This is a genomic window from Nautilia lithotrophica (genome assembly GCF_054656815.1).
In genome coordinates this window covers 1-24,950 of the sequence record NZ_BAAHXN010000002.1, presented here as the reverse complement: position 1 = coordinate 24,950, position 24,950 = coordinate 1, and the positions used below count along the sequence as shown (strand labels likewise).

At 34.0% G+C, this 24,950-nt stretch carries 24 protein-coding genes and 6 tRNA genes; 1 reads left to right on the top strand and 29 read right to left on the bottom strand.

Annotated elements, in window-relative coordinates:
- Window positions 1-112: 112 nt before the first annotated feature.
- The 7 genes from ACYQ19_RS04625 to ACYQ19_RS04595 form a co-directional block, all read right to left on the bottom strand.
- On the bottom strand, window positions 113-973 hold the full coding sequence (locus ACYQ19_RS04625; protein ID WP_459978262.1) for an ABC transporter ATP-binding protein: 861 nt from the start codon (window positions 971-973) through the stop codon (window positions 113-115).
- Window positions 970-1,644, bottom strand: a complete 675-nt coding sequence (gene modB / locus ACYQ19_RS04620; RefSeq protein ID WP_459978261.1) for a molybdate ABC transporter permease subunit — start codon at window positions 1,642-1,644, stop codon at window positions 970-972. Before modB ends, ACYQ19_RS04625 begins: the two co-directional genes overlap by 4 nt.
- A complete protein-coding gene (locus ACYQ19_RS04615) occupies window positions 1,644-2,015 on the bottom strand; it encodes a hypothetical protein (RefSeq protein ID WP_459978260.1) in 372 nt (123 codons plus the stop codon). Before ACYQ19_RS04615 ends, modB begins: the two co-directional genes overlap by 1 nt.
- A 9-nt stretch (window positions 2,016-2,024) precedes the next feature.
- The gene (gene modA, locus ACYQ19_RS04610) at window positions 2,025-2,741 is read right to left on the bottom strand and encodes a molybdate ABC transporter substrate-binding protein (protein WP_459978259.1); all 717 of its coding nucleotides are present in this window, start codon (window positions 2,739-2,741) and stop codon (window positions 2,025-2,027) included.
- 75 nt (window positions 2,742-2,816) lie between these two features.
- Window positions 2,817-4,046 carry an L-cysteine desulfidase family protein gene (locus ACYQ19_RS04605; protein WP_459978258.1) on the bottom strand — a complete coding sequence of 410 codons (1,230 nt, stop codon included), beginning with the start codon at window positions 4,044-4,046 and terminating at the stop codon, window positions 2,817-2,819.
- A 71-nt stretch (window positions 4,047-4,117) separates the two neighbouring features.
- Window positions 4,118-4,357, bottom strand: a complete 240-nt coding sequence (locus ACYQ19_RS04600; RefSeq protein ID WP_459978257.1) for an HP1242/YdcH family protein — start codon at window positions 4,355-4,357, stop codon at window positions 4,118-4,120.
- 27 nt (window positions 4,358-4,384) lie between these two features.
- Window positions 4,385-4,687 (bottom strand): hypothetical protein, encoded by a 303-nt coding sequence (locus tag ACYQ19_RS04595; RefSeq protein ID WP_459978256.1) that lies wholly within the window; start codon window positions 4,685-4,687, stop codon window positions 4,385-4,387.
- Window positions 4,688-4,896: 209 nt separating this feature from the next.
- Here ACYQ19_RS04595 and ACYQ19_RS04590 point away from each other — a divergent pair, with 209 nt between their 5' ends.
- On the top strand, window positions 4,897-5,292 hold the full coding sequence (locus ACYQ19_RS04590; RefSeq protein ID WP_459978255.1) for a DUF6858 family protein: 396 nt from the start codon (window positions 4,897-4,899) through the stop codon (window positions 5,290-5,292).
- On the opposite strand, the gene modD is transcribed toward ACYQ19_RS04590, so the two are convergent.
- The 22 genes from modD to ACYQ19_RS04480 form a co-directional block, all read right to left on the bottom strand.
- On the bottom strand, window positions 5,276-6,103 hold the full coding sequence (gene modD, locus ACYQ19_RS04585; RefSeq protein WP_459978254.1) for a ModD protein: 828 nt from the start codon (window positions 6,101-6,103) through the stop codon (window positions 5,276-5,278). The genes ACYQ19_RS04590 and modD overlap by 17 nt on opposite strands.
- 364 nt (window positions 6,104-6,467) lie before the next feature.
- The gene (fusA, locus tag ACYQ19_RS04580; protein WP_459978253.1) at window positions 6,468-8,549 is read right to left on the bottom strand and encodes an elongation factor G; all 2,082 of its coding nucleotides are present in this window, start codon (window positions 8,547-8,549) and stop codon (window positions 6,468-6,470) included.
- Window positions 8,550-8,647: 98 nt separating this feature from the next.
- Window positions 8,648-9,118 carry a 30S ribosomal protein S7 gene (gene rpsG, locus ACYQ19_RS04575; protein ID WP_459978252.1) on the bottom strand — a complete coding sequence of 157 codons (471 nt, stop codon included), beginning with the start codon at window positions 9,116-9,118 and terminating at the stop codon, window positions 8,648-8,650.
- A gap of 237 nt (window positions 9,119-9,355) precedes the next feature.
- Window positions 9,356-9,739 (bottom strand): 30S ribosomal protein S12, encoded by a 384-nt coding sequence (rpsL, locus tag ACYQ19_RS04570; RefSeq protein ID WP_123352888.1) that lies wholly within the window; start codon window positions 9,737-9,739, stop codon window positions 9,356-9,358.
- Between the two features lie 118 nt (window positions 9,740-9,857).
- On the bottom strand, window positions 9,858-14,360 hold the full coding sequence (gene rpoC / locus ACYQ19_RS04565; RefSeq protein WP_459978251.1) for a DNA-directed RNA polymerase subunit beta': 4,503 nt from the start codon (window positions 14,358-14,360) through the stop codon (window positions 9,858-9,860).
- Entirely contained in the window at window positions 14,347-18,486 is a 4,140-nt protein-coding gene (gene rpoB, locus ACYQ19_RS04560; RefSeq protein WP_459978250.1) for a DNA-directed RNA polymerase subunit beta, read from the bottom strand. Before rpoB ends, rpoC begins: the two co-directional genes overlap by 14 nt.
- Before the next feature lie 75 nt (window positions 18,487-18,561).
- On the bottom strand, window positions 18,562-18,936 hold the full coding sequence (rplL, locus tag ACYQ19_RS04555; RefSeq protein ID WP_459978249.1) for a 50S ribosomal protein L7/L12: 375 nt from the start codon (window positions 18,934-18,936) through the stop codon (window positions 18,562-18,564).
- A 27-nt stretch (window positions 18,937-18,963) separates the two neighbouring features.
- The gene (gene rplJ, locus ACYQ19_RS04550; RefSeq protein WP_459978248.1) at window positions 18,964-19,443 is read right to left on the bottom strand and encodes a 50S ribosomal protein L10; all 480 of its coding nucleotides are present in this window, start codon (window positions 19,441-19,443) and stop codon (window positions 18,964-18,966) included.
- An 87-nt stretch (window positions 19,444-19,530) separates the two neighbouring features.
- A complete protein-coding gene (gene rplA, locus ACYQ19_RS04545) occupies window positions 19,531-20,232 on the bottom strand; it encodes a 50S ribosomal protein L1 (RefSeq protein ID WP_459978247.1) in 702 nt (233 codons plus the stop codon).
- Between the two features lie 41 nt (window positions 20,233-20,273).
- The gene (gene rplK / locus ACYQ19_RS04540; RefSeq protein WP_015901971.1) at window positions 20,274-20,699 is read right to left on the bottom strand and encodes a 50S ribosomal protein L11; all 426 of its coding nucleotides are present in this window, start codon (window positions 20,697-20,699) and stop codon (window positions 20,274-20,276) included.
- Window positions 20,700-20,709: 10 nt separating this feature from the next.
- Entirely contained in the window at window positions 20,710-21,234 is a 525-nt protein-coding gene (gene nusG, locus ACYQ19_RS04535; protein WP_459978246.1) for a transcription termination/antitermination protein NusG, read from the bottom strand.
- A gap of 8 nt (window positions 21,235-21,242) precedes the next feature.
- The gene (gene secE, locus ACYQ19_RS04530; protein ID WP_459978245.1) at window positions 21,243-21,431 is read right to left on the bottom strand and encodes a preprotein translocase subunit SecE; all 189 of its coding nucleotides are present in this window, start codon (window positions 21,429-21,431) and stop codon (window positions 21,243-21,245) included.
- Between the two features lie 25 nt (window positions 21,432-21,456).
- Window positions 21,457-21,532 (bottom strand) — tRNA-Trp (locus ACYQ19_RS04525).
- 5 nt (window positions 21,533-21,537) lie between these two features.
- Window positions 21,538-21,614 (bottom strand) — tRNA-Gly (locus tag ACYQ19_RS04520).
- A 49-nt stretch (window positions 21,615-21,663) separates the two neighbouring features.
- Window positions 21,664-21,816 (bottom strand): 50S ribosomal protein L33, encoded by a 153-nt coding sequence (gene rpmG / locus ACYQ19_RS04515; RefSeq protein ID WP_459978244.1) that lies wholly within the window; start codon window positions 21,814-21,816, stop codon window positions 21,664-21,666.
- Window positions 21,817-21,845: 29 nt separating this feature from the next.
- On the bottom strand, window positions 21,846-23,045 hold the full coding sequence (gene tuf / locus ACYQ19_RS04510; protein WP_459978243.1) for an elongation factor Tu: 1,200 nt from the start codon (window positions 23,043-23,045) through the stop codon (window positions 21,846-21,848).
- Window positions 23,046-23,110: 65 nt separating this feature from the next.
- A tRNA-Thr gene (locus ACYQ19_RS04505) sits at window positions 23,111-23,185 on the bottom strand.
- 102 nt (window positions 23,186-23,287) lie between these two features.
- Window positions 23,288-23,364: transfer RNA gene (locus tag ACYQ19_RS04500), tRNA-Gly, on the bottom strand.
- A gap of 4 nt (window positions 23,365-23,368) precedes the next feature.
- Window positions 23,369-23,454, bottom strand: a tRNA-Tyr gene (locus ACYQ19_RS04495).
- Between the two features lie 28 nt (window positions 23,455-23,482).
- Window positions 23,483-23,559, bottom strand: a tRNA-Thr gene (locus tag ACYQ19_RS04490).
- 81 nt (window positions 23,560-23,640) lie between these two features.
- Window positions 23,641-24,063 carry a hypothetical protein gene (locus ACYQ19_RS04485; RefSeq protein WP_459978242.1) on the bottom strand — a complete coding sequence of 141 codons (423 nt, stop codon included), beginning with the start codon at window positions 24,061-24,063 and terminating at the stop codon, window positions 23,641-23,643.
- On the bottom strand, window positions 24,060-24,881 hold the full coding sequence (locus ACYQ19_RS04480) for a hypothetical protein (RefSeq protein ID WP_459978241.1): 822 nt from the start codon (window positions 24,879-24,881) through the stop codon (window positions 24,060-24,062). Before ACYQ19_RS04480 ends, ACYQ19_RS04485 begins: the two co-directional genes overlap by 4 nt.
- Window positions 24,882-24,950: the final 69 nt, after the last annotated feature.

The window sequence follows — 24,950 nt, the reverse complement described above, 5'->3', positions numbered from 1 at the left end:
ACAATTCATCAATGCTTTTTAAAACACTTTGAAAATTCAACAAAATTTAGCGCCAGACACTATAATCATTATCCATTTTCATTTTTTCCACCTTCACCACTTCACAACTTACCTACATATCCACTTTCTTAATCAACGGATTATACGCTTTGCTTGAAACCACGACTTTATCACCTATTTTAAGCTCTTCCGCTTCTTTTTTGGATATTACCACTTCGACTATCTGATTGGCAATGGAAACAATAGCGATATTAATAACATCAACTCCCACAATATCTATTACTTTACCTTCAAATGCAAACTTTGCCGACCCGCTTGTTTTTAAAAGAAGTTCTTTTGGTGATGCAAATTTTTCTATTTTACCATTGTTTAAAACAATCATTTTATTTGCAAGTCTGTAAATTTCACTGGGTGAGTGAGAAACCATAATCGTGGTTAAATTAAACTTTTTATGAAATTCGGCAATATCGTTTTGAAGTTTCTCTCGCATCACAGGGTCAAGTGCCGAAAAAGGCTCATCCATAAGCAAAATTTTAGGTTTTCTCATCAAAGCTCTGCAAAGGGCGACTCTTTGTTTCTGCCCACCGCTTAATGTATTGGGATATCTGTTTGAAAGCTCTTTAAGTTCTGCCATTTCTAAAAGCTCATTTGCCAAATCTTTATCTTTTTTTACATATAAAAGATTTTCTATCACACTCATATTTGGAAACAGCGCAAAATCTTGAAAAACAAATCCGACTTCCCTTTTTTGAGGGGGAAGTTTTATTTTTGAACTCTTCCACACCTGACCCTCAACCGATATGTCTCCGCTGCACTCTTCCAAACCGGCAATTATTCTCAAGAGTGTCGTCTTTCCGCTTCCACTCGGACCTGAAATTGCCAAAAAATCATTCCGTTTTATTTCAAATTTGCACAGAAGTTTCATCTCTCCGTTGCTGCCGTGAAGTTTTTTTTGAATGTCAACCTTTATCATAAAAACCTCTTTTTCTGTTTTTCATTAAACATATAAACAAAAAGTAAAACCATAAAACTGATAGCCAGCATTATAAGGCTGTAAATATGTGCACTTTCGTAATCAAGGGTCTCCACATAATCATATATTGCAACACTCGCGACTTCCGTTTTTCCGGGGATTGAACCGCCTACCATCAATACAACGCCAAACTCACCCACAGTATGGGCAAATGTTATAATAACAGCCGTCATTAATGAAGTTTTCATATTTGGCAAAATTACATTAAACAGCGTCTGGATTTTGCTTTTACCGCTTAAATATGAAGCTTCTATTATATTTTTAGGAACATTTTCAAATCCGTTTTGCAAAGGCTGTATCATAAAAGGAAATGAATATATACTGCTTGCAACTACAAGCCCTTCAAAAGTAAAAACAAGCTTAATATTAAAAATTTCTTCAAAAAATTTGCCTACCGGCGAATTTTGAGAGAGAAAAACAAGCAGATAAAACCCGAGCACTGAAGGCGGAAGCACAATAGGAAGTGCGCTTACAGCTTCCAAAACAGGTTTGAATTTGGATTTTGTTGAACTTAAAAACCAGGCAAAAGGTATGCCTATAATTAACAGAATAAGCGTGGTAAAAAACGCCAGTTTAAAAGAAAGCAAAAAAGGTGTAAAGTCTATATTCATCAAAACACCTTTCCTATCGCAACATCACTTGCTTTAAACAAAACATAAACCTCATCCTTAAAATCAACATATTCGCTAAGCATTATACACTCAATTTCAAATCCTGACACCTCGACAATAATACTTGATAATATTTCGCCTTTATTAATTTCAACAATTCTGCCGGATAAAGAATTTTCAAACACACATGGTTTTTGTGATAAGCTTATTGCCGTCGGTTTTATTAAAAGCTCGGCTTTTTTTCCTACTTTCAAATCAATATTCATTTCAAGCATTAACACATTTACAATTTGAGAGCTTACGTTAAACTTTATTAAATTCAATCTTTCCAAAGATTTTATTTCCGCAATTTCCCCGATTAATTTATTCACTTATTTCCTTCAATAAATATATCCGTATTTTTTAAATATTTCTTTGGCTTCATTAGAAAAAATAAAATTATAAAATTTTAAAGTTTCATTTTTATTATTCAGCATAATTATACCTTGATTTATAGGTTTATAAAGGGATTTCGGAACATCCGCAAAATTTCTGTATTTTTTCATTTTAGGAGAAAAAAGGGAACTTTTAGCAACAATCCCCACGTCTGCCGAATTAATGGTATATGGTATTACCGCACTGACCGTTTCGGCATATACAAGTCTGTTTGCCACTTTATTATATATTCCGGCATTTTTCATGGCATCTATTGCTGCCTTTCCGTAAGGTGCGGTTTTCGGATTTGCTATGGCAATTGATTTTGCATTTAACATAGCTTTTTTGAAATCATCAAGCCGGATGTTTTTTACACTGAAAAGTGCTATTGCGCCTTTTGCATAAATTTTGGGTTTACTTTTTGCAATTCCTTTTTTATACAGAAATTCCGGATATTTCATATTAGCCGACATAAATATGTCATATTCCGCACCGTGCATTATTTGTGCCGTCAGTTTTCCGCTGCTTGCTAAAATTACGTTAACCTTTATATTCGGATATTTTTTATTGAATTTTTTAATAATTTCCGGCATTGCATATGTTGTATTTGCCGCTGCGGCCACATATATCTGTGAAGCCAAAACCGAAATAAAACTGCAAATTAAAACAATAATAAATCTCATTTTATTTCCTTATCGTTATATATTTTTAAATATAACGCTATTATAATATTTTTTACCTTTATAGTCAATGGAGAATCAAATAACCTTATTTTTCATTATCTCAACAATGCTTCCGTCAACACCCTTCATTGATTTGGCAATGATTTTTAAATTTCTGATACTTTCTGTTATATCATTTTCCAAAATACCATCAGCGTAAACTTGCTTGCCTTGCAATGCAAATACTGCAGATTCATACCCTGTTTTAGCCCCTATAAACACTTTTAACGAACAAGCCATTTTAGCCCCGTCACATATTACGCCGTTAATATTTTGTATAACAAAAGAAACCGCATTTTTTGAAATGCCCCTTTTACCGCTCTTAAGATATGCAATTGCTCCCGCAACACCACATCCACTGGCAAAAGCCGCACCACATATAGGACTTAATCTGCCGATAAATATTTTAATATATAAAGTAATTAACATACTTAAAGCAACTGCTTTTAAAACTTCTTTTTCATTAAAGTTTTTTTCTATTCCGTAAATCCACACAGGCAGTATTGCACTTATTCCGTGATTACCGCTTCCAACCAGGCTCATAGCGGGAAAATTTACCCCTTCCATTCTGGCATCCGATGCACTTGCCGTAATTGACAATATCTTTGATAACGTATCATCACCATCAAATGTTTTTCCTATGTTTAAAGCGCAGTCGTTATTAAGGCCGATTTCAGCCAGTTTCAAATTCATATCCACCGCTTCTTTTACAAACACAAAATCTCTTTCACCCTCAATCAAATCATAAAGAGTGTCAAAGTTTTGTTGCATTAGCCAGTTTTCAATATCGTTAAGATCAATTTTTTCAGTATTGTATGTAAATTTAAATTCCTTTTTTGGTGTTTTAATATAAGAGATATAATCATGATATTTTTGAGTAATTACTTCATATCCGCAAGTTTCGCTTTTTATATATATTTCATTTCCCTCAACTATATTTACATCAATATAATCAAATAATTTTTCAGCTTCTTTTAAACACTTTTCATTTACATTTTCAAATATATTCAAACCTTTTTCTTTATCTCCACACAAAAACCCGAGTAAAAAAGCAAGTTTAACGCCGAATTTTCTTCCGGTATTTGGGATCGGCACATACATTGCGTTTTTTAAAAGATTGGTATTTATTGTAAGTTTAATTGGGCTTATTTTATCACTATTTACATAATATCTTAAATATGATGCATTTAAAGCGATTGCGGCCGGTTCAGTGCATCCGAGAGCCGGTTTTATTTGAGGTAATAATATCTCTTTTAAGGTAAACATAACAACACCTTTTTATTGGAAGTATATGAAAAAGCAGGTAAAAATAATAGAAAAAAATTGCTAAGAAAAGGTTATAGACCCTTTTCTTTTTTATATTGAATCACTGCAGCGTAAACTTCGTCTTTAATATGAAGTTTTTCCTTTTTAAGCTTTTCAAGTTCAAGCTCTTCCATGTGTTCTCTTCCGGCTTCTACCTCATCAATGATTTTATTGAGTTCTGCATGTCTTTCGATAAGTTTTGCAATATGTGGATTTTCAGCCGCAACTTTTTCCATTACAGGGATTAATTCTGGGCAACATTCTTTAAACATTTATTCTCCTTTTTTTTGAAATTATACCTAAAATATATCACATCTTGTGTTGTCAACTTCTTCATCATCGTCAAATTCTTCATAAAAATCGTCATAATCTTCATCTAACTCTTCTCTGTTCTCTTCAGGTTTACAGATTTCACACTTTATTATTTCAAAATCATTCACAGTTTCAAGATACTCTTCTATTTCCGAATAAAAATTGTAAGGGATAAATTCCAGTTTAGTGTTTAAATTTAAATCTTCTTTCTTTTCAAAAACCACATCACACAAATCCGAATGTATTTCAATATTCTTATTTTCATTGTCTATTATAAGCATATATCCCATATTTAACCTTTTTATTGTAATTATATCATTTCTTAATGCCTCTTACTTAAATATTTAAAGTAAACCTCATAGTATGACTAATAGTAAGAAGCAAAACGTGATTTTAGCTATCATTACTAACTTTCTCTTACTATTTTATAATTTTTTCTTATAACAGACATAAAATATCCTTATTTTTGCTAAACTTCGCTTCAAAAAAAGGAGCTTACATGCAACAAATGATATTACAGGAAAAATATCCGGTATTCGTTCTAGATGTAGACAAAAATGAAACTCATTACAAAACAGCAGGTGAAATAATAGAATTTTTTAAAGAAAAAATTAACGCTCACCCTGTTTGCACTTATATAGGTGAATTTGATCATTACGCACATACAAAATCACTTCCCGAAGGTGAAATCAATCCGGAAATCAATGACTGCAAACTTGTGCTTTTCTGCTTTGGAAACAAACTTCCTAACGGAAAAATTCCTGCTGCAAGACCTAGAAGTATAAGCGTGACGGAATATAAAGACAAATTTGAAATTGCTTTTCTTGAAGCACCTGCCCTTATAGCAAACGAAGTAATGGAAGGTTGGGTTAAAGAACTTAAAAAGGTTCTATAACAACTTTTACATCCGCCCCCTTTGCAAAATAAGGGGCGGTTGTCACTATACTATCAACCCCTGCTTTTGCATAGTCTTCAACATTATCAATATTAATACCGCCTGCACTAATTACTTTAATATTTTGAGAATGAGCTTCTTTTACAATTTTTTCGGTCGTTTCAACGTCAATTTTATCAAGCTGGAGCACATCAATGCCTATTTCTATAAGTTTTTTCGCATGCTCTAAATTTTTAGCCTCAACCACCCATTTTTTTTCAATGGATTTATGTTTGAGTTTCTCAAAATCCCTGTAAAATTTCTCCCATCCCCCGTAAAGATTTATATAATTTTCAAATACCAAAATAGTCTCCGTCGTAGTAATCCTGTGAGGAAGCCCTCCCCCGTCTATTACAGCCTGAAGAGCAATTTTTTTAGTAAAAGGAATTACCTTTCTTGTTGTCAATATTTCAATATCAGGATTATATTTTCTGGCTTTTTTCGTCATCTCATATACATAAGTAGAAACACTTAATGCATATTCATATATGTTTTGAGCCACTTTCCACAAAATCAACACATTTTCCCCGTGAGCTTCAAACAATTTACTTCCGGCTTTAATATAATTTCCGTCTTTTTCTTTAAATACTATTTTTAAATTTAATTTCTTTGCGATTTGTTCTATTAACTTGTTTGCAGTTACCACACACTCTTTTCTTGTAAAAAACATAATCTTACCGCCGTCTTTTATTTCAAGCAGTTCCTGAGTCAAATCAAACATTGGCATATCTTCATTTATAAGCCTGTCAATATCTTCATATGTATAATACATTTAAAATCCTTTCGTTATATATAAAAACATATAACGCATTATAACACTTTTTTATTTAAATCAAAATCAATAAAAGAGAATAATTATTAATATTATTTCAAAATAATTTACACATTATATTTGTGCTTTAACAATTTTCGTATATCAGTATATTATGTATTAGTTACCGATTATTAAGTTGATAAAATTATTAAGTTATAAAGGTTATTAAATATGATTTTTCGGAAACTTTTCTTTATCGTTTTCTATTTTACAAAAATATTTTCTTAATATAGTTATTCTTTATGTTATATTAAAAATGTTCTTTACTTTTACACTATAGTGCCAGACACCTATATGGCAAACAAAAAGAAAAAACAAGGGATTAACCTTGTCTTTCTTTAATGATTTCTTCAGCAATATTGTGAGGCACTTCTTCATAGTGATCAAATACCATTGAGTATGTTCCCCTACCTTGAGTCATACTTCTAAGGTCAGTTGAGTAACCAAACATTTCGCTTAACGGAACGAATGCGTTAATTTTTTTGATTCCGTGAACATCTTCCATAGAGTTAACCTGACCTCTTCTTCTGTTGATATCACCGATAACGTCACCCATATATTCTTCAGGAACTTCGATTTCAACTTTCATAATAGGCTCTAAGATAACAGGGTTAGCTTTTTTAACACCTTCTTTAAACGCCATAGAACCTGCAAGTTTAAACGCCATTTCACTTGAGTCAACTTCATGGTAACTTCCGTCGTATAGTTCTACTTTAAAGTCCACTACCGGGAACCCTGCAAGAACTCCTCCCTGAGCAGCTTCTTGGATACCTTTGTCAACTGCTGGAATATATTCTCTAGGAATTACACCACCTTTGATTAAATCAACAAATTCATAACCTTTTCCAGGCTCTTGTGGGATTAGTCTGATGAATACGTGACCATACTGACCTCTACCACCTGATTGTTTTGCGTATTTGTATTCTTGTTCAACTTGGTTTTTAAATGTTTCTCTGTATGCAACCTGAGGTTTACCAGTGTTACATTCAACTTTAAATTCTCTTTTAAGTCTGTCTACGATAATTTCAAGGTGTAATTCACCCATACCAGAAATGATTGTTTGTCCACTTTCTTCATCAGTTGTAACTCTGAAGCTTGGATCCTCTTCTGCAAGTTTTTGAAGAGCGATTGCCATTTTTTCCTGGTCAGCTTTAGTTTTAGGCTCAACAGCTACGCTGATAACCGGATCTGGGAATTCCATTCTTTCAAGAATAATAGGTCTTTTTTCATCACAAAGAGTATCCCCTGTAAGTGTGTTTTTAAGACCAACGATTGCTCCGATTTCCCCGCTGTAGAATTCGTTAACTTCTTCTCTTTTGTTTGAATGCATTCTAAGAAGTCTACCAACTCTTTCTTTTTTGTTTTTAGTTGCATTTAGAACATAACTACCAGCAGTAATAGTTCCTGAATAGAATCTTGTAAATGTTAATTTACCGACAAACGGGTCAGTCATAATTTTGAATGCAAGACCTGCAAACGGCTCATCATCACCAGGATTTACGCTGATTTCTTCACCAGTTTTAGGATCAATTCCTTTAATCCAGTCAACTTCATCAGGAGCCGGAAGATAATCGATTACCGCGTCAAGTAACGGCTGAACACCTTTATTTTTGAATGCTGTTCCGCATAACATTGGAACGATTTCGATATTAATTGTAGCTTTTTTAATTGCAGATTTGATTTCTTCTTCAGTTAATTCTTCACCTGCAAAATATTTTTCCATTAATGCTTCATCAGTTTCAACAACTGATTCGATCATTTTTTCTCTATATTCTTCAGCTTTTTCTTGAAGTTCTGCAGGAATGTCTTCTTCTCTGTATTTACTTCCAAGTGCAGCTTCGTCATCCCATACAAGCGCTTTCATTTTAACTAAATCAACTACACCTTTAAAGTTATCTTCAGCACCGATTGGTATTTGAATTGGAACCGGATTAGCTTTTAATCTTTCTCTGATTTGTTTTTCAACATTATAAAAATCTGCACCGATTCTGTCCATTTTGTTAACAAACGCGATTCTTGGAACTCTGTATTTGTTAGCCTGTCTCCAAACAGTTTCAGACTGAGGCTGAACACCACCAACCGCACAGAATACTGCAACGGCACCGTCAAGAACTCTCATACTTCTTTCAACTTCGATAGTAAAGTCAACGTGCCCCGGTGTATCGATAATGTTAATTTGGTGATTTTTCCAGAAACATGTAGTAGCAGCTGAAGTAATTGTAATACCTCTTTCTTTTTCCTGTTCCATCCAGTCCATTGTAGCTGCACCCTCATGCACCTCACCTATTTTATGAGAAACACCCGTATAGTAAAGGATTCTCTCAGTCGTAGTCGTTTTACCTGCGTCGATATGCGCGGCGATACCAATGTTTCTAACCATATGTAAAGGGGTTTTTCTTGGCATATTATCTCCTTATTTGTGATTGTGTGTAAATTTTGAAAGGGGAAAAGAAGAAAAGAAAAATCATTTTTAACTTTTCACTTTTCATTTTTAATTTGTTTTTACCATCTGTAATGAGCGAACGCTTTGTTAGCTTCAGCCATTCTATGAGTATCTTCTCTTTTCTTAAATGCCGCTCCTCTCTCATTTGCAGCATCCCAAAGCTCGTTTGCAAGTCTTTCTACCATAGTTCTTTCATTTCTGTTTCTTGCTGCATCAACAATCCATCTGATTGATAAAGTCTGTTGTCTTTCAGGTCTAACTTCCATAGGAACTTGGTAAGTAGCACCACCTACTCTTCTACTTCTAACTTCAAGAAGTGGTTTTACGTTTTCAATCGCTTTAAAAAATATATCGATCCCTTTAGTTCCTTCTTCTTTAGTATCTAATTTTTCAATAGCTCCGTAAACAATTCTTTCTGCTAAAGTTTTTTTACCATCCCACATAACTTTATTAATAAATTTTGTAACTACTTCGCTGTTATATACCGGATCCGGCATTACCGGTCTTTTTGGGGCTCTTCTTCTTCTCATAATATCTCCTTCTCTTCAGTTTTTTACCCTGCATTTCACAGGACTTACTCTACCTTTTGGCAGTGAGGAGCAATTTCAAGTTAAAAGTTAAAAGTGAAAAATTAAAAATCAATAACTTTTCACTTTACATTTTACACTTTTCACTTATAATGTTGCTCCTACTATAACCAAAACCAACTATAACTTATATATCTTTACCTCTTACTTCACAACTTAAGCGCTTATACGCTTATCTACTTATTTCTTACCTGCGTCAGCTTTTTTAGTTCCGTATTTACTTCTTGAATGCACTCTTCCTTTAACACCAGCAGTGTCAAGAGCACCTCTTACGATGTGATATTTAACCCCTGGTAAGTCTTTTACCCTACCACCTCTTACTAGCACGATGCTGTGCTCTTGTAGGTTGTGACCTTCACCAGGAATGTAACTAATTACTTCGTATCCTGAAGTAAGTCTAACTTTTGCAACTTTTCTCAAAGCTGAGTTAGGTTTTTTAGGAGTAGTAGTATATACTCTTGTGCAAACCCCTCTTCTTTGAGGACAGCTTACAAGTGCAGGTGATTTTGATTTTTTAATTACCTTTTTTCTACCTTTTCTAACTAATTGGTTTATAGTAGGCATAGCTTTCCTTTTCTGTGATTTTACTAACTTTTTTAGTGTGAAATAATATCAAATTTTAAGCAATTTTCAAAGAAATTTTGTAGATTATTGACTTTTATAAAGGAAAAGAGGAAGAAAATTATTGATGGTCGAGTTTAAGATCTCTGTCGTGATGATAGAACATACCTGTTCCAACAGGAACCACCCTACCAAGAACAATGTTTTCTTTAAAGTCTTCAAGATAATCAAATTTACCTTGAATACTTGCTTCTGTAAGAACTCTTGTTGTTTCCTGGAATGAAGCCGCACTAATAAAGCTGTCGCTTTGAATTGCCGCTCTTGTTATACCTACAAGCATTGGCTCTGCAATTGCAGGTTCGCCACCGAATTTTTTAATTCTTTCATTTTCTTCATTAAAGATTTTTTTACTTACTATATCACCTTCAATGAATTTTGTATCACCACTATCAAGAATTTTTACTTGTCTTAACATCTGGTTAACGATAAGTTCGATGTGTTTATCGTTAATGTTAACCCCTTGAAGTCTATAAACTTTTTGAACTTCAGCAACGATATACTGCTGAAGTGCTTTTTCCCCAAGGATATTTAAAATATCATAGCTTGAAATAATACCATCAGTTAGTCTCTCACCTGCGTGAACAAAGTCACCTTCATGCACTAATATTTGTCTTTCAGCCGGCACAAGATATTCTTTTACGCTTGTTTCACCTTCTACGATTAGTCTTTGTTTTCCTCGAACGGTTTTTCCGAATTTTACATAACCATCAATTTCACTGATAATTGCCGGCGATTTAGGTCTTCTTGCTTCAAATAACTCATTAACCCTTGGAAGACCCCCTGTAATATCGGCACTTCTTGCAACCGCTTTTGGAGTTTTGGCTAAGATATCCCCTTGTTTAACCTCAGCACCTTCTTGCACGTGAATAACCGTTTTAGGCTCAAGCACATATTCAAATACTCTTTCTTTATTTGCAAGCAAGATTCTTGGCTGATAACCTTTTGGTAAATATTCTTTTACGATAATTCTTGATTCACCTGTTAATTCATCCACCTGAGTCGTAACAGTAAATCCATCAATTACGTCTTCAAATTTAACTACCCCGTCAGCTTCAGCTAAGATTGGATTAGCAAACGGATCCCATTCAGCAATTACCTTGCTTTCACCTTTAATAGGCTCGGCAATTAAATCACCCGCTTTAATCTTAGCGTTATCGTCTACAAGGATTTTACTTCCTCTTACTATATAGTATCTGTCAGCTTCTCTGTCGTTTTCATCAACGATTACGGCAAATAGACCTTTATATTCATTGTCAAATCCAATTTCAGTTCCTGCTTTAATATCATAAATTCTCTCTAAATGATCCCCAGTAAGTTTATAGTATTTAACCATTCCACTGGCTTTTGCTTCAACTTTTAATGGAACCGGCTCGTTATCCGCAACTTTAAGCTCAGCACCATAAGGGATTCTTTGAGGAATATACCATGCTTCTTTAATTACCTCAACTATAGCATCGTCTTTGCTAACTCTTGCGTTTTTATACGGAATATAAAGTTTACCTTCTGTTTTACCAGCAATTCCGGCAAGTTCAGTTCCCTTAACGATATCATTTTTTCTTAAAGAATATCTTTTTACGCTTCCGTCGTCACATTCGATTTCAACAAGCACTTCTTCGTGCTGAGTTTCAATTCTTACAATTCCGTCACACGGAGCTTTAAGTTTAGGTTCAACTAATAATACTGCTGCATTTCTTCTATTTGCAACGATTTTTTTACCTTCTCTATCATATGTCTCAATATTATAGTATCTGATGTATCCGTATTTTTCCGCTACGATTTGTCTCTCTTCTTGAGTTGAACCTGCAATACCACCTGTATGGAATGTTCTAAGTGTAAGCTGTGTTCCAGGCTCACCAATTGATTGAGCCGCTAAGATACCTACAGCTTCACCAACTTTTACAAGTCTTCTTTCTGCCAGACTCATTCCATAACATTTAGCACAGATACCTTTAGGCGCTTTACATGTAAGGGCACTTCTAATTTTTACGGATTTTACACCTTTTCTAACAATTTCTTTTGCTTCTTCCTCAGTAATTAAAGTTCCTTCAGTATAAAGCACTTCGTTAGTAATCGGATCGTAAACGTCATCCGCTAAAACTCTTCCGTAAATTCTCTCTTCTAAGCTCTCAACAAGAGTAGAACCGTCTGCAATATCAGTAACTTCGATACCTTCATGTGTTCCACAATCCTGCATAATAACTCTGAAGTTTTGTGAAACGTCAACAAGTTTTCTTGTTAAGTATCCAGCACTCGCCGTTTTAAGAGCCGTATCCGCAAGACCTTTTCTCGCCCCGTGAGTTGAAATAAAGAACTCAAGAACGTTTAGACCCTCTTTAAAGTTTGAGATAATCGGTGTTTCGATAATTTCACCGTTTGGTTTTGCCATAAGACCCCTCATACCTGCAAGCTGTTTAATCTGAGACGCACTACCCCTCGCACCTGAGTCTGCCATCATATAAATAGAGTTGAATCCGTCTTTGTCTTTTTTCATAAGCTCCATCAGTTTATCTGCGATATCGTTGTTAGCTTTTGTCCAGATATCAATAATTTTATTGTATCTTTCCTGATCAGTTAAAAGACCTTTTTTGTATTGATCTTGAACTTCTTTAACTTTTTTAAGTGCTTCTTCTACGATTTGCTGTTTTTCTTCCGGAACTACGATATCCGCCGCAGAAATAGATACCCCTACTTTTGCCGCATATTTGAAGCCTAAGTTTTTAAGATTATCCAAAAATTCAGCCGTAACTTTAAGTCCGCCGTATTTATATACGTAATCTACAAGGTTTGAGATATCTTTTTTCTTCATAATTTTATTATACATCTCAACAGGAACGAAATCAGGTGCGATTGAGTGTAAAATCATTCTACCAGGAGTTGTATCAACCACTTCACCTTTAACTTTTACTTTTACTTTTGCGTGTAAATCCACAGCGCCTTCGTCAAATGCTGCAAGCACTTCTTCAGGTGAAGCAAATAGTTTATGTTCACCTTTTACACCATCTTTCATAAGTGATATATAATAAATTCCAAGAACCATATCCTGTGAAGGAACCGCAATAGCTTTACCAGAAGCCGGTAATAGAATGTTCATAGAACTGAGCATCAGGACTTTTGCTTCAGCAATAGCTTCCTGAGATAAAGGAACGTGAACAGCCATCTGGTCACCGTCAAAGTCAGCGTTGAACGCAGCACAAACAAGTGGATGCAGTTGAATTGCATTTCCGTCGATTAGGACTGGATGGAACGCTTGAATTGATAATTTATGTAAAGTTGGCGCCCTGTTTAAAAGCACTGGGTATTGGTCAACTACTTCTTGCAGACATTCCCAAACTTCAGGTGTTTTTTCTTCAATATGTCTTTTTGCCTGTTTAATTGTAGTAGCATAACCTTTTTCTTCTAACTTTCCGATTAGATGCGGTTTGAATAGTTCAAGCGCCATTTTTTTAGGAAGACCGCACTGATCCATTCTAAGATTTGGTCCGACTACGATAACACTTCTTCCTGAGTAGTCAACCCTTTTACCAAGAAGGTTTTGTCTAAATCTTCCCGTTTTGCCTTTAATTACATCACTTAGTGATTTAAGAGGTCTTTTGTTAGCACCTTTAATAGTGTTCCCTCTTCTTCCGTTGTCAAACAGCGCGTCAACTGCTTCTTGAAGCATTCTTTTCTCATTCCTGATAATAATCTCAGGCGCATCAAGTTCGATTAGTCTTTTAAGTCTTTGATTTCTGTGAATAACTCTTCTGTAAAGATCATTTACATCCGCTACGGCAAATTTACCCCCATCAAGTGCCACAAGAGGTCTAAGATCTGGCGGAAGAACAGGAATTACAGACATAATCATCCACTCAGGTCTGTTATCAGAGTTTAAGAAACCTTCAACAATTTTAAGTTTTTTAACGATATCTTTTTTTCTAGCTTCGCTTCTAGTATTTTTAAGCTCTTCTTTTAGAGTATGATACATCTCAGCTAAATCAAGCTCTTCAAGCATTCTTTTAATAATTTCTGCTCCCATTTCAGCATGGAAACCTGTATCCCCGTATAGCTCTACTAATTTTCTGTATTCGTCTTCTACTAGGACATCACCTTTTTTAACTGGTGCATCACCCGGCTCATAAACTACATACGCTTCATAATAAAGAACTCTTTCAAGATCTTTCATTTTAATATCAAGAAGCGTTCCGATTCTACTTGGAAGGTTCGAAACATACCATATATGCGCTACGGGAGTTACAAGTTCGATATGACCGAATCTCTCACGTCTAACTTTAGACGTAGTCACTTTAACACCACATTTTTCACACACAATACCTTTGTAGCGCATTTTTTTGTATTTACCGCAAAGACACTCATAATCATTGATAGGCCCGAAAATTTTCGCACAGAAAAGCCCGTCTCTTTCTGGTTTTAGAGTTCTATAGTTGATTGTTTCAGGCTTTTTAACCTCACCAAAAGACCAAGAAAGAATCTCTTCAGGAGATGCTATTTTAACTTGAACAGCATCTATATCTTTTGGTCTGTTCTCTTCATCCCAGTCAAGTTTTACGTATTTAAATTTCTTCATTGTCTTCTTCCTTTTTATAAAACTCTAAATCAAGTCCAAGTGCTCTAAGCTCTTTAGATAATACAAAGAATGTTTCACTAAGACCTTCAATCGGAACGTTTTCACCTCTTGTAAGTGCTCTATATGCCTTGTTTCTTCCTTCTACGTCGTCAGATTTGGTTGTAAGCATCTCTTTAAGGTTGTATGCCGCACCATATGCTTCAAGTGCCCAAACTTCCATTTCCCCAAATCTCTGACCACCGAACAGGGCTTTACCACCTACAGGCTGCTGAGTAATTAAGCTGTATGGTCCGATACTTCTTGCGTGAACTTTATCATCAACAAGGTGATGAAGTTTTAGCATATACATATATCCTACATTTACTCTCTCTTTAATCGGCTCACCTGTTCTTCCGTCATAAAGCTGAGTTTTTCCGTCTTCCGGAATTCCGGCAAGTTCAAACAGCTTTTTAAACTCTTCTTCAGTAACCCCCTCAAATACCGGTGTTGCAAATTTAACACCTTTTGCCCAATCCTGAGCATACTTGAGAAGCTCTTCATTTGTAAGTGAATCCAAGAAATCTTTATAATGATCACCAAAATGTGCTACTTCAACGATTTCTTTCATTTTAGATCTAAGTTTATCCATCATATCGTTTTGTTTTTCTTTTAAAATTTCTTCTATTTGTCTTCCGAGATTTTTACCTACAAGTCCTAAATGAACCTCAAGAATCTGTCCGATATTCATCCTTGAAGGAACCCCTAATGGATTTAGAACAATATCAACAGTTCTTCCGTCTTCCATATAAGGCATATCTTCTTCAGGAACAATAATACTCACTATACCTTTGTTTCCGTGTCGCCCTGCCATTTTATCACCGACTTTGATTTTTCTTTTGTTAGCGATATAAACTTTAACCATTTTCGCAACGCCGTTTGGCAGGATATCATCTCTTTCAAGAACTTCTAATTTTTCGTCGTATTCTTTTCTGATATTGTCTTTTTCATTTTGATATTTTGCTTTAATTTTTTCAAATTCCTGAACTGTTGCTTCATCAAAATATTCCACTAAACTTAAAAGCAAGAATTTATTAATATTCACAAGCTCGTCTTTTGGAAGTTTTTCCCCGGCTTTATATGTTTTGCCATTAAGTTCTACGTCCTTAATTAAAGGTTTACTTGAAAGAAGGTTTGCTAAGGCTAAAACTTCTTCTTTATCAATAATGCTTAATTGATTTTTATAAATTTCTTCAATTTTTGCCTTTTCTTCATCGTAAGCTGCTTTTGCCCTTTCGTCAAGCTCATAACCTTTTTTAGTGTAAACCTTAACGTCGATTACCACACCTTCCATACTTGCAGGTGCGTAAAGTGAAGAATTTACGACATGCCCCGATTTATCACCGAAGATTGATTTAAGTAGTCTTTCTTCAGGTGTTGGTTTTACATCACCTTTTGGTGAAATTTTACCAACCAAAATCATTCCAGGTTTTACGTAAGTTCCTATTTTTACAATGCCGCTCTCATCAAGATGGGTTAAATATTCAGGTTTAACACCCGGGATATCCGCGGTAATTTCCTCAAGTCCGTGTTTAAGTTCCCTTACTTCACAAACTTCTTCATAAATATGAACAGACGTATAAACATCATCTTTTATAATTCTTTCACTAAGAACAATAGCATCCTCAAAGTTATATCCGTTCCATGGCATAAACGCCACCATTACGTTTTTACCAAGTGCTATTTCCCCGTTATCCATATTCGGTCCATCGGCAATTACGTCACCGGCTTTAACAATATCACCTTCTTTTACAATTGGTCTTTGATCAAAGCATGTGTTTTGGTTAGTTCTAAGGTATTTTTCAAGCCCATAATGATCAATATACGCACCATTTTCATCTTCACCTAAGATGTAAATATTTTTAGCATCAACTTTAATAACTTTTCCGCCACGTTTTGCTTTAACGATCTGCCATGCATCACGTGCAACATATTTCTCCATTCCAGTCCCGACAATAGGAGCTTCACTTCTAAGTAATGGAACACCTTGTCTTTGCATGTTTGATCCCATTAACGCCCTGTTAGCATCGTCATGCTCAAGGAAAGGAATAAGTGATGCACCAACCCCTACAATCATTTTAGGGTTAAGATCGTAAAGATCAACTTCTTTTTTATCAACAAGAATAATTTCACCATCTTTTCTTGCTTCAATTAAATCATCAATTATTTCACCCGTTTCTTCATCAATTTGCACAGAAGCTGGTGCAATTGTTTTTTCTTCTTCCTGGGTAGCTGTTAAATATACTACTTCATCAGTAACGCGTCCATCTTTAACTACTCTGTAAGGAGCTTCAATAAACCCGAACTCATTAACTTTAGCATAAGTTGAGAGTGTATTTACAAGACCGATGTTTTGACCTTCAGGCGTTTCAATAGGACAAATTCTTCCGTAGTGACTTGGGTGAACGTCCCTGATTTCAAATCCAGCTCTCTCACGAGTAACCCCACCTTCACCAAGTGCACTAAGTCTTCTTTTATGAGCAACTTCGCTTAATGGGTTAGTCTGGTCCATAAATTGTGATAACTGACCTGTTGCAAAGAAATCAAGAATTGTTGTTGTTACAAGTTTTGTATTTACTAAATCCATTGGAAGTAGGTCATTTACATTTGTAACTGTTGTCATTTTATCTCTAATTGTTTTTTGCATTTTAGCAAGACCATCTTGAAGTCTGTTTGCTAATAACTCTCCAATACTTCTGATTCTTCTGTTACCAAGGTGATCTCTATCATCAATTTGACCTACACCGTTTTTAACACCGATTAAATATTGAATAGTTTTAATAATATCCTGATATGTTAAAACTGTTACGTCATCAGGAACATTTAAACCAAGTTTGTGGTTCATTTTCATACGACCAACTTTTGTTAGGTCATATCTTTCAGGATCAAAGAAAAGTTTATCAAATAATTCTTTTGCAGTTTGAGGTGTAGCAGGCTCACCCGGTCTCATAACTTTATAAATTCTGATTCTTGCCAAATCGTTTTCGTTTTCAATACCTTCAACTTGTCTTAATATTTTTAGCGTTTCTATATCTTGATGGAAAGCTCTAAGAATTGAATCATCAACACCTTCAGCCAAATCATTTACTATTTTAAACTCTTCTATTTGAGATTCAAGTATTTTTTTAAGTTTAACTTCATTAAGAATAGTTAATGTATCAAATAAAACTTCACCTGTTAAAGGATCATAAATCGGTTCAGCTAAATGTCTGTCTAATAAAACTTCAACTGGATATTCAACATATTCAAACTCTTCTTGAATTTTTTTAAGTTTTCTATCACTAAGTCTTTTACCAGCAGCTAATATAATATTACCATCAGGATCTTTAAGGTCATAATCTAATTTGCCGCTTTCAAGTGCAGAAGTTGGCATTAAAAATTTATTATCTTGAATTTTAATATCAATAATAGGATAAAACATTCTAAGAATGTCTTCTTTAGAATAATCCATAGCTCTAAGAAGTATTGTTACCGGAACTTTTCTTCTTTTATTCACTCTTACGTATAATACATCTTTTACATCATATTCAAAATATACCCAGCTTCCTCTATCAGGAATAATTTGAGCAGAATATAATAATTTATTGGAATTTTGTGCTTCTTCCTGTTTGAAAATAACACCCGGACTTCTGTGAAGCTGATTAACAATAACTCTTTCTACTCCATTTATAATAAAACTTGTTCTTTCCGTCATTAAAGGAATATCTCTGATATAAAGAGTTTGTTCTTTAATGTCTTTAATACCTATTTTTTCACCTGTTTTTTCATCTCTTTCATGAACTATAAGTCTAATTTTAATTCTAATCGGAATAGAATATGTAAGACCTTTTTCCATACACTCTCTAACTGTATATTTAGGCTTTTTAAATTCAATACCTGCATATTCAAGTGTAATTCTATTTTGGGCATCTGTAATTGGAAACATAGATTTAAAAACTTTATGAATACCACTTTTTTCAGGCTCTTTTAGATTTATAAAATCTTGGAAAGAGTTTTGTTGTAAATGTAGTAAATTCGGAATATCCAATATTTGTGGGATTTTTGAAAAATCTAATCTTAATCTATTGGCTGATTTTAATTGGTTTAACATAGGCTCTCCTGCGCAGAATATTTAGTAGAGATTTGTATATATATCAAAATATACAAAAAAAAGCAAGGGGAGAAATTATTTAACTTCTACAGTTGCTCCCGCTTCTTCAAGTTGTTTTTTAATTTCTTCAGCTTCTTCTTTACTTACAGCTTCTTTAATTGTAGAAGGTGCTCCATCAACGATTTCTTTAGCTTCTTTTAATCCAGCACCAGTAATTTGTCTTACAACTTTAATTACGTTAATTTTTTTAGCACCAGCATCTTTAAGAATTACATCAAATTCACTTTTTTCTTCAGCAGCACCACCAGCAGCACCACCAGCAGCACCAGCAACAACAGTAGGTTGTGCGCTAACATCAAATTTTTCTTCGAATAATTTAACTAATTCGTTTAGTTCTTTAACTGTTAAGTTTTCAATAGTTTCTAAAATTTGTTCAAATGTACAAGCCATAGTAACTCCTCCTATATTTTATTTATTTTATTCAGATTCTTTTTTTTCGATTAATTTATTTAAAGCCCATGCAAATTTTGCAACAGGAGCTTTCATCATAAATGCAACCATACCAAGTAATTCATCTTTAGTTGGAAGTTTGCTTACTTCTTCAACATAAGCAGCATCTTTTACTTCACCTTCAATTACTGCACCTTTAATTTTAAAAGTGTCTTTATGAGCACTTGCATGTTTTGTAATTATTTTTGCAAGAGTGATTTGGTCTTCACCCCAGATAAAAATATTATTTTCTTCAAACTCAGCTTCAATACCATTGTTAGCAAAAGCGATTCTTGCAAGAGTATTTTTAATAATTCTTGCTTTACCTTCAGCTTCTCTAACAGCTTTTCTTAGAGCCTCTAAATCTTTTACTGTCTGACCTTTGAAGTCTGCGTAAAATACGCTCACTTCATTGGTAAATTCTTTTGAGAGCTCTTCAACGATTTGTTTTTTTAATTCTTTTTTCATAAAGCTCCTTTCACTTAGACTCGGCAGGAAATTAAGGGCCAATCCCACCTGCTTTCTAAGTCATTTAGACTTAGGCCAAAGCCTTTTTTATTTGTATTCTGTTAATTCGTTAACGTCAAGTTTAACACTTGGGCTCATTGTTAAACTTAGAGCCGCGTTTTGAATATATCTACCTTTAGCACTTGCAGGTTTCATTTTATTTATTTTTTCGATAAATGCAACAGCATTTTCATAAATTTTTTCAGCATCAAAGCTTGCTTTTCCGATACCTACGTGCATATTACCTTTTTTGTCAACTCTGAAGTTTACCTGACCAGCTTTTGCGTTTTTAACTGCCTGTGCAACGTCCATTGTAACTGTTCCAGTTTTAGGGTTAGGCATAAGTCCTTTTGGTCCAAGAATTTTACCAAATCTACCAAGTTTACCCATCATATCAGGTGTTGCAATTAAAATGTCAAAATCAAGGTTTCCGTTTTGAATCATTTCTAAAACTTCTTCTTCACCTACTATATCAGCACCAGCTTCTTTAGCTTCATCAGCTTTAGCACCTTTTGCTAATACTGCAACTTTTACATTTTTACCTGTTCCGTGAGGAAGAACTACACTACCTCTAATCATTTGATCAGCATGTCTTGGATCAACACCAAGTTTAAGTGCCAATTCAACTGTTTCGTCAAATTTTGCTGATTTAAGTTCTTTTACTTTTTCAGCAGCTTCTTTTAAACTATATACGTCTTTATCAATCTTCTTTAGAAGCTCTTGATATCTTTTTGAATGTTTTTTTGCCATTTTCTCTCCTACGCAAATTTTTTGCTTCCACGCCAGTGGTATTAATCTACTATTTCAATTCCCATACTTCTTGCACTACCAGCAAGAATTTTCATTGCTTGTTCGATGTCGTCAGTGTTTAAGTCTGGTAATTTTTTCTCTGCCACTTCTTTTAATTGAGCTTTTGTAATTTTTCCAACTTTATCTTTAAGTGGATTTGAACTACCTTTTTGAATTCCAGCAGCTTTTTTTAATAAGTCAGTTGCTGGTGGTTGTTTAGTGATGAAAGTAAAACTTCTATCACTGAAAACTGTAATTTCAACAGGAATTGTAAAGCCCATCATATCTTTTGTTTTTTCATTGAATGCTTTACAAAATTCCATAATGTTAATACCTCTTTGTCCTAATGCCGGACCAACTGGAGGTGATGGATTTGCTTTACCTGCTGGGATTTGAAGTTTTAATACTTCTACTACTTTTTTTGCCATCCCTTATCCTTTATACTATTTTTTCTACTTTTGTGTAATGAATCTCTACAGGAGTGCTTCTACCAAAAATTGTTACATTTAGTTTAAGCATTCCTTTTTCATAATCGAAATCTTCAACTTCTCCTGTGAAGTTTGCAAATGGACCTTCGTTTATTCTAACAATTTCACCTTCTTCAAAAGAAACTTTTGGTTTAGGTGCCGTTTTAGTTTTTGCTTTTTCGAGAATTAGCTCGATATCTTCTTTTTTAAGAGGAGTTGGTTTTTTAGATTCACCAATGAATCTACCAACTTTTGGAAGAGATTGGATTTTATGCCAAAGTTCAGTATCTAAATCAGCTTCTAAGAAAACATATCCTGGATAAATACTTCTTTCAAAAATTTTCTTTTTTCCGTTTTTAACTTCAATAACTTCTTCTGTAGGAACAATTATTTCTCCAATCACATCTTGAAGATTAAGTTCTTTTTTTAAGTTTTCTATTGCTTTTTTTACACTAAGTTCACTACCTGAATAAACTTGTAACGCATACCAATTCATATATTTCCTTATAATACAGCTTTTAAAATTCCACTCATTATTAAATCAACTAAACTTAAAAATAAAGTAACTACAGTCACAACTACCACTACTGATATAAACGATTGTTTTATTTCAGTAGCTGTAGGAAAAATTACTTTATCTAATTCATTTTTAGCTGCTTTAACATAATCAATTAAAGTCTTAATTTTTCCCATGTTACCTCTTCCAAAAATTGGTTGATGGCAGGGCAGGAGGGACTCGAACCCCCAACAAGCGGTTTTGGAGACCGCCGCTCTACCATTGGAGCTACTGCCCTGCACGTGGAGCGGGCGACGAGACTCGAACTCGCGACCCTCAGCTTGGAAGGCTGACGCTCTAGCCAACTGAGCTACGCCCGCTCATTTAGCCTTGCATTACAAAGCTAAATGAAAGGGCAAAAGCCCAAAATTAAAGTTTAGATTCTTTGTGAACAGTGTGTTTATTACACCATTTACAATATTTTCTAACTTCAAATTTTTCTGGATGTTTTCTTTTTTCTTTAGTCGTGTGGTAATTAAATCTTCCACACTCTTGGCATTTTAGATGAATAATTTCTCTCATCTTTTTCCTTTAAAAATAAGGGAAAACCCTTATTCGATAATTTTAGTTACAACTCCAGCACCTACAGTTCTACCACCTTCTCTGATAGCGAATCTTGTTCCTTCTTCAAGTGCGATTGGAGCGATTAATTCTACAGTTAATTTTACGTTATCACCAGGCATAACCATTTCTACACCTTCTGGAAGGATTACGCTTCCAGTTACGTCAGTTGTTCTGATGTAGAATTGTGGTCTGTATCCGTTGAAGAATGGTTTATGTCTACCACCTTCTTCTTTTGTTAAAGCGTAAACTTCAGCTTCAAATTTTGTATGAGGTGTAATACTTCCAGGTTTTGCAAGAACTTGTCCTCTTTCAACTTCGTCTTTTTTGATACCTCTTAGAAGTACCCCAACGTTGTCACCAGCTTGAGCTTCGTCCATTTCTTTTCTAAACATTTCGATACCAGTAACTTTTGTAGTTACAGTCGGTTTGAATCCAACGATATCAACATCGTCGTTTAGGTGAAGAGTTCCTCTTTCAATTCTACCAGTTACAACTGTTCCCCTACCAGAAATTGAGAATACGTCTTCGATTGGCATTAAGAAATCTTTTTCAGTATCTCTTTCAGGTGTTGGAATGTATTCATCCACTGCTTTCATTAGTTCAAGGATTTTTTCACTCCACTCACCAAGTTGTCCAGCTTTTACTTCTTCAAGAGCTTTAAGAGCTGAACCAGCGATTACTGGAGCATTGTCACCATCAAATTCATATTCGCTTAGAAGTTCTCTAACTTCCATTTCAACTAATTCAAGTAGTTCTTCATCATCAACCATATCCATTTTGTTTAGGAATACAACGATTGCTGGAACACCAACCTGTCTTGATAGAAGGATGTGCTCTCTAGTTTGTGGCATAGGACCATCTGTAGCTGCAACAACTAAGATAGCTCCGTCCATCTGAGCAGCACCAGTAATCATGTTTTTAACGTAGTCTGCGTGTCCTGGACAGTCAACGTGTGCATAGTGTCTGTTTTCAGTTTCATATTCAACGTGAGATGTATTAATTGTAATACCTCTTTCTTTTTCTTCAGGTGCGTTATCGATGTTATCATAATCTTTCATCTCAGCATAACCTTTTTGCGCTAACACACCTGTAATTGCTGCTGTTAAAGTAGTTTTACCGTGGTCAACGTGTCCAATTGTTCCAATGTTAACGTGTGGTTTGGTTCTTTGGAATTTTTCTTTTGCCATTTTATTCCTCCATTTAAAATTTTTAAAATTAGCTCTATTATTTATGAACTCCAACAAGGCCTTGCTGGAGCCCATAGCCGGGATTGAACCGGCGACCTCTTCCTTACCAAGGAAGTGCTCTGCCACTGAGCTATATGGGCAAAAACACTGCTAGCAATGTTTTATAAAAACATTAGTAATTTTGGGAGTATACGAGCAGACAACAATTTTAGCAGTTTGCTCAGCTCCCAGTTTGTCATGACTGGAGCGGGCGACGGGACTCGAACCCGCGACCCTCAGCTTGGAAGGCTGACGCTCTAGCCAACTGAGCTACGCCCGCTCAATGGTGGTGGGGGAAGGATTCGAACCTTCGAAGGCAAACGCCAACGGGTTTACAGCCCGTCCCCTTTGGCCACTCGGGAACCCCACCAGTTTAACTGGTCAAACGCTGATATAGATGGAGCCGGCGAAGGGACTCGAACCCCCGACCTGCTGATTACAAATCAGCTGCTCTAGCCAGCTGAGCTACGCCGGCAACTCCAACTTGTCTTTGTGGACTGAAATTATATGCAAATTGATCTTATATGTCAAGAGTTTTTTTTTATTTTTATAAAAATTATAAAATTTTTTCTAAACAACATTTATCTACAATTTCATTTAATAATTTTATAAACACACTTTTCTTACTTTTAAACTCAATAAAACAAATTTTTGAATCTTGAGTCGTCACTAAATATATATTTTCTTTTTTTATGAATTTATTTATTCCAAAAATTTCATCTTTTTTTATTTTTTTTAAAACTTTATTTTCTTTTAATGCAACAATTTCACCTTCTATTAAATAGATAATATCATATGTATCTATAACTGATTTTTTATTAATTAGTTTTATTTCAATCTTTTTAATCTCTTTATCAATTACAAAATCATCTATACCATTTAAAAATTTAACTTCTTTTTTAACATCAGTATATTTATTGTTTGTTAAAGATAATAAAAATTCTGTTTCTTCATTTGTATATTCAGTAAATAAATTCATTCTATAACCTTTAATATTTTTTTTAGATATTTCAACCATTCACCATTTGAACTTTTCGTTTCATCAATGTTTTTTAAATAATAATTAATAAATGTTTTTGTGCTAAACTCACCTTCTATGTTAGATTGTTCAAAAAATTTTTTTATTTCTGACGATTCTGACGCATTTACCCATAAAAGCTTTTCATAATAAAATAATTTTACATTTATAATTTTTTCTAATTTTTTTAAATGCAAATCCTTAAATTTATTAAACTTTGGGATAAATGTTTTTCTTTCACTATTTTCTAATTCATTCATAATTTTTTTAATTTCAGTATATTCTTCTTTAATTTTAGATATATAATAGATTGAATCAACTTGTTGTTTTTTTAATTTCTTATATCGAATTAAATCCTCTTGTTCTTTTGGTTGTTGTTTATATTTTTTTAATTTGTTTTCAACTTCTAATATTGTTTTATTATAATTTTCGATTTCACTCTTTAAAATTTCAAATTTATTTTTTAATTGTTTATATTTATCATGTTCTGGTAAATATTCATTAGAAAAGACAAATTCATCATATTCAGTTTTTTTTCTGAAATTTTGATAATATTTATATAATGAATTTATATCATTATATAATTTAGCAGTAAGTCCTTTTAATAAAGAATCATCTATTTCAGAAAGAAAATGTGTAGCCGTATCAATAAATTTTTTTAATTCAATATAATTGTTTTTTGGAAAACTAAATTTGTTAGAAATTAAATAATTGAAATGATAATTATTAATTTTTTCTATTTCTGAGAAATACAGTTCTATAAATTCATCTAACATCATCCCCCACCCCTAAAATTTTATTTATTATGATAGCAAAATTTATTAAATCGAAAAATAAAAATAATATCA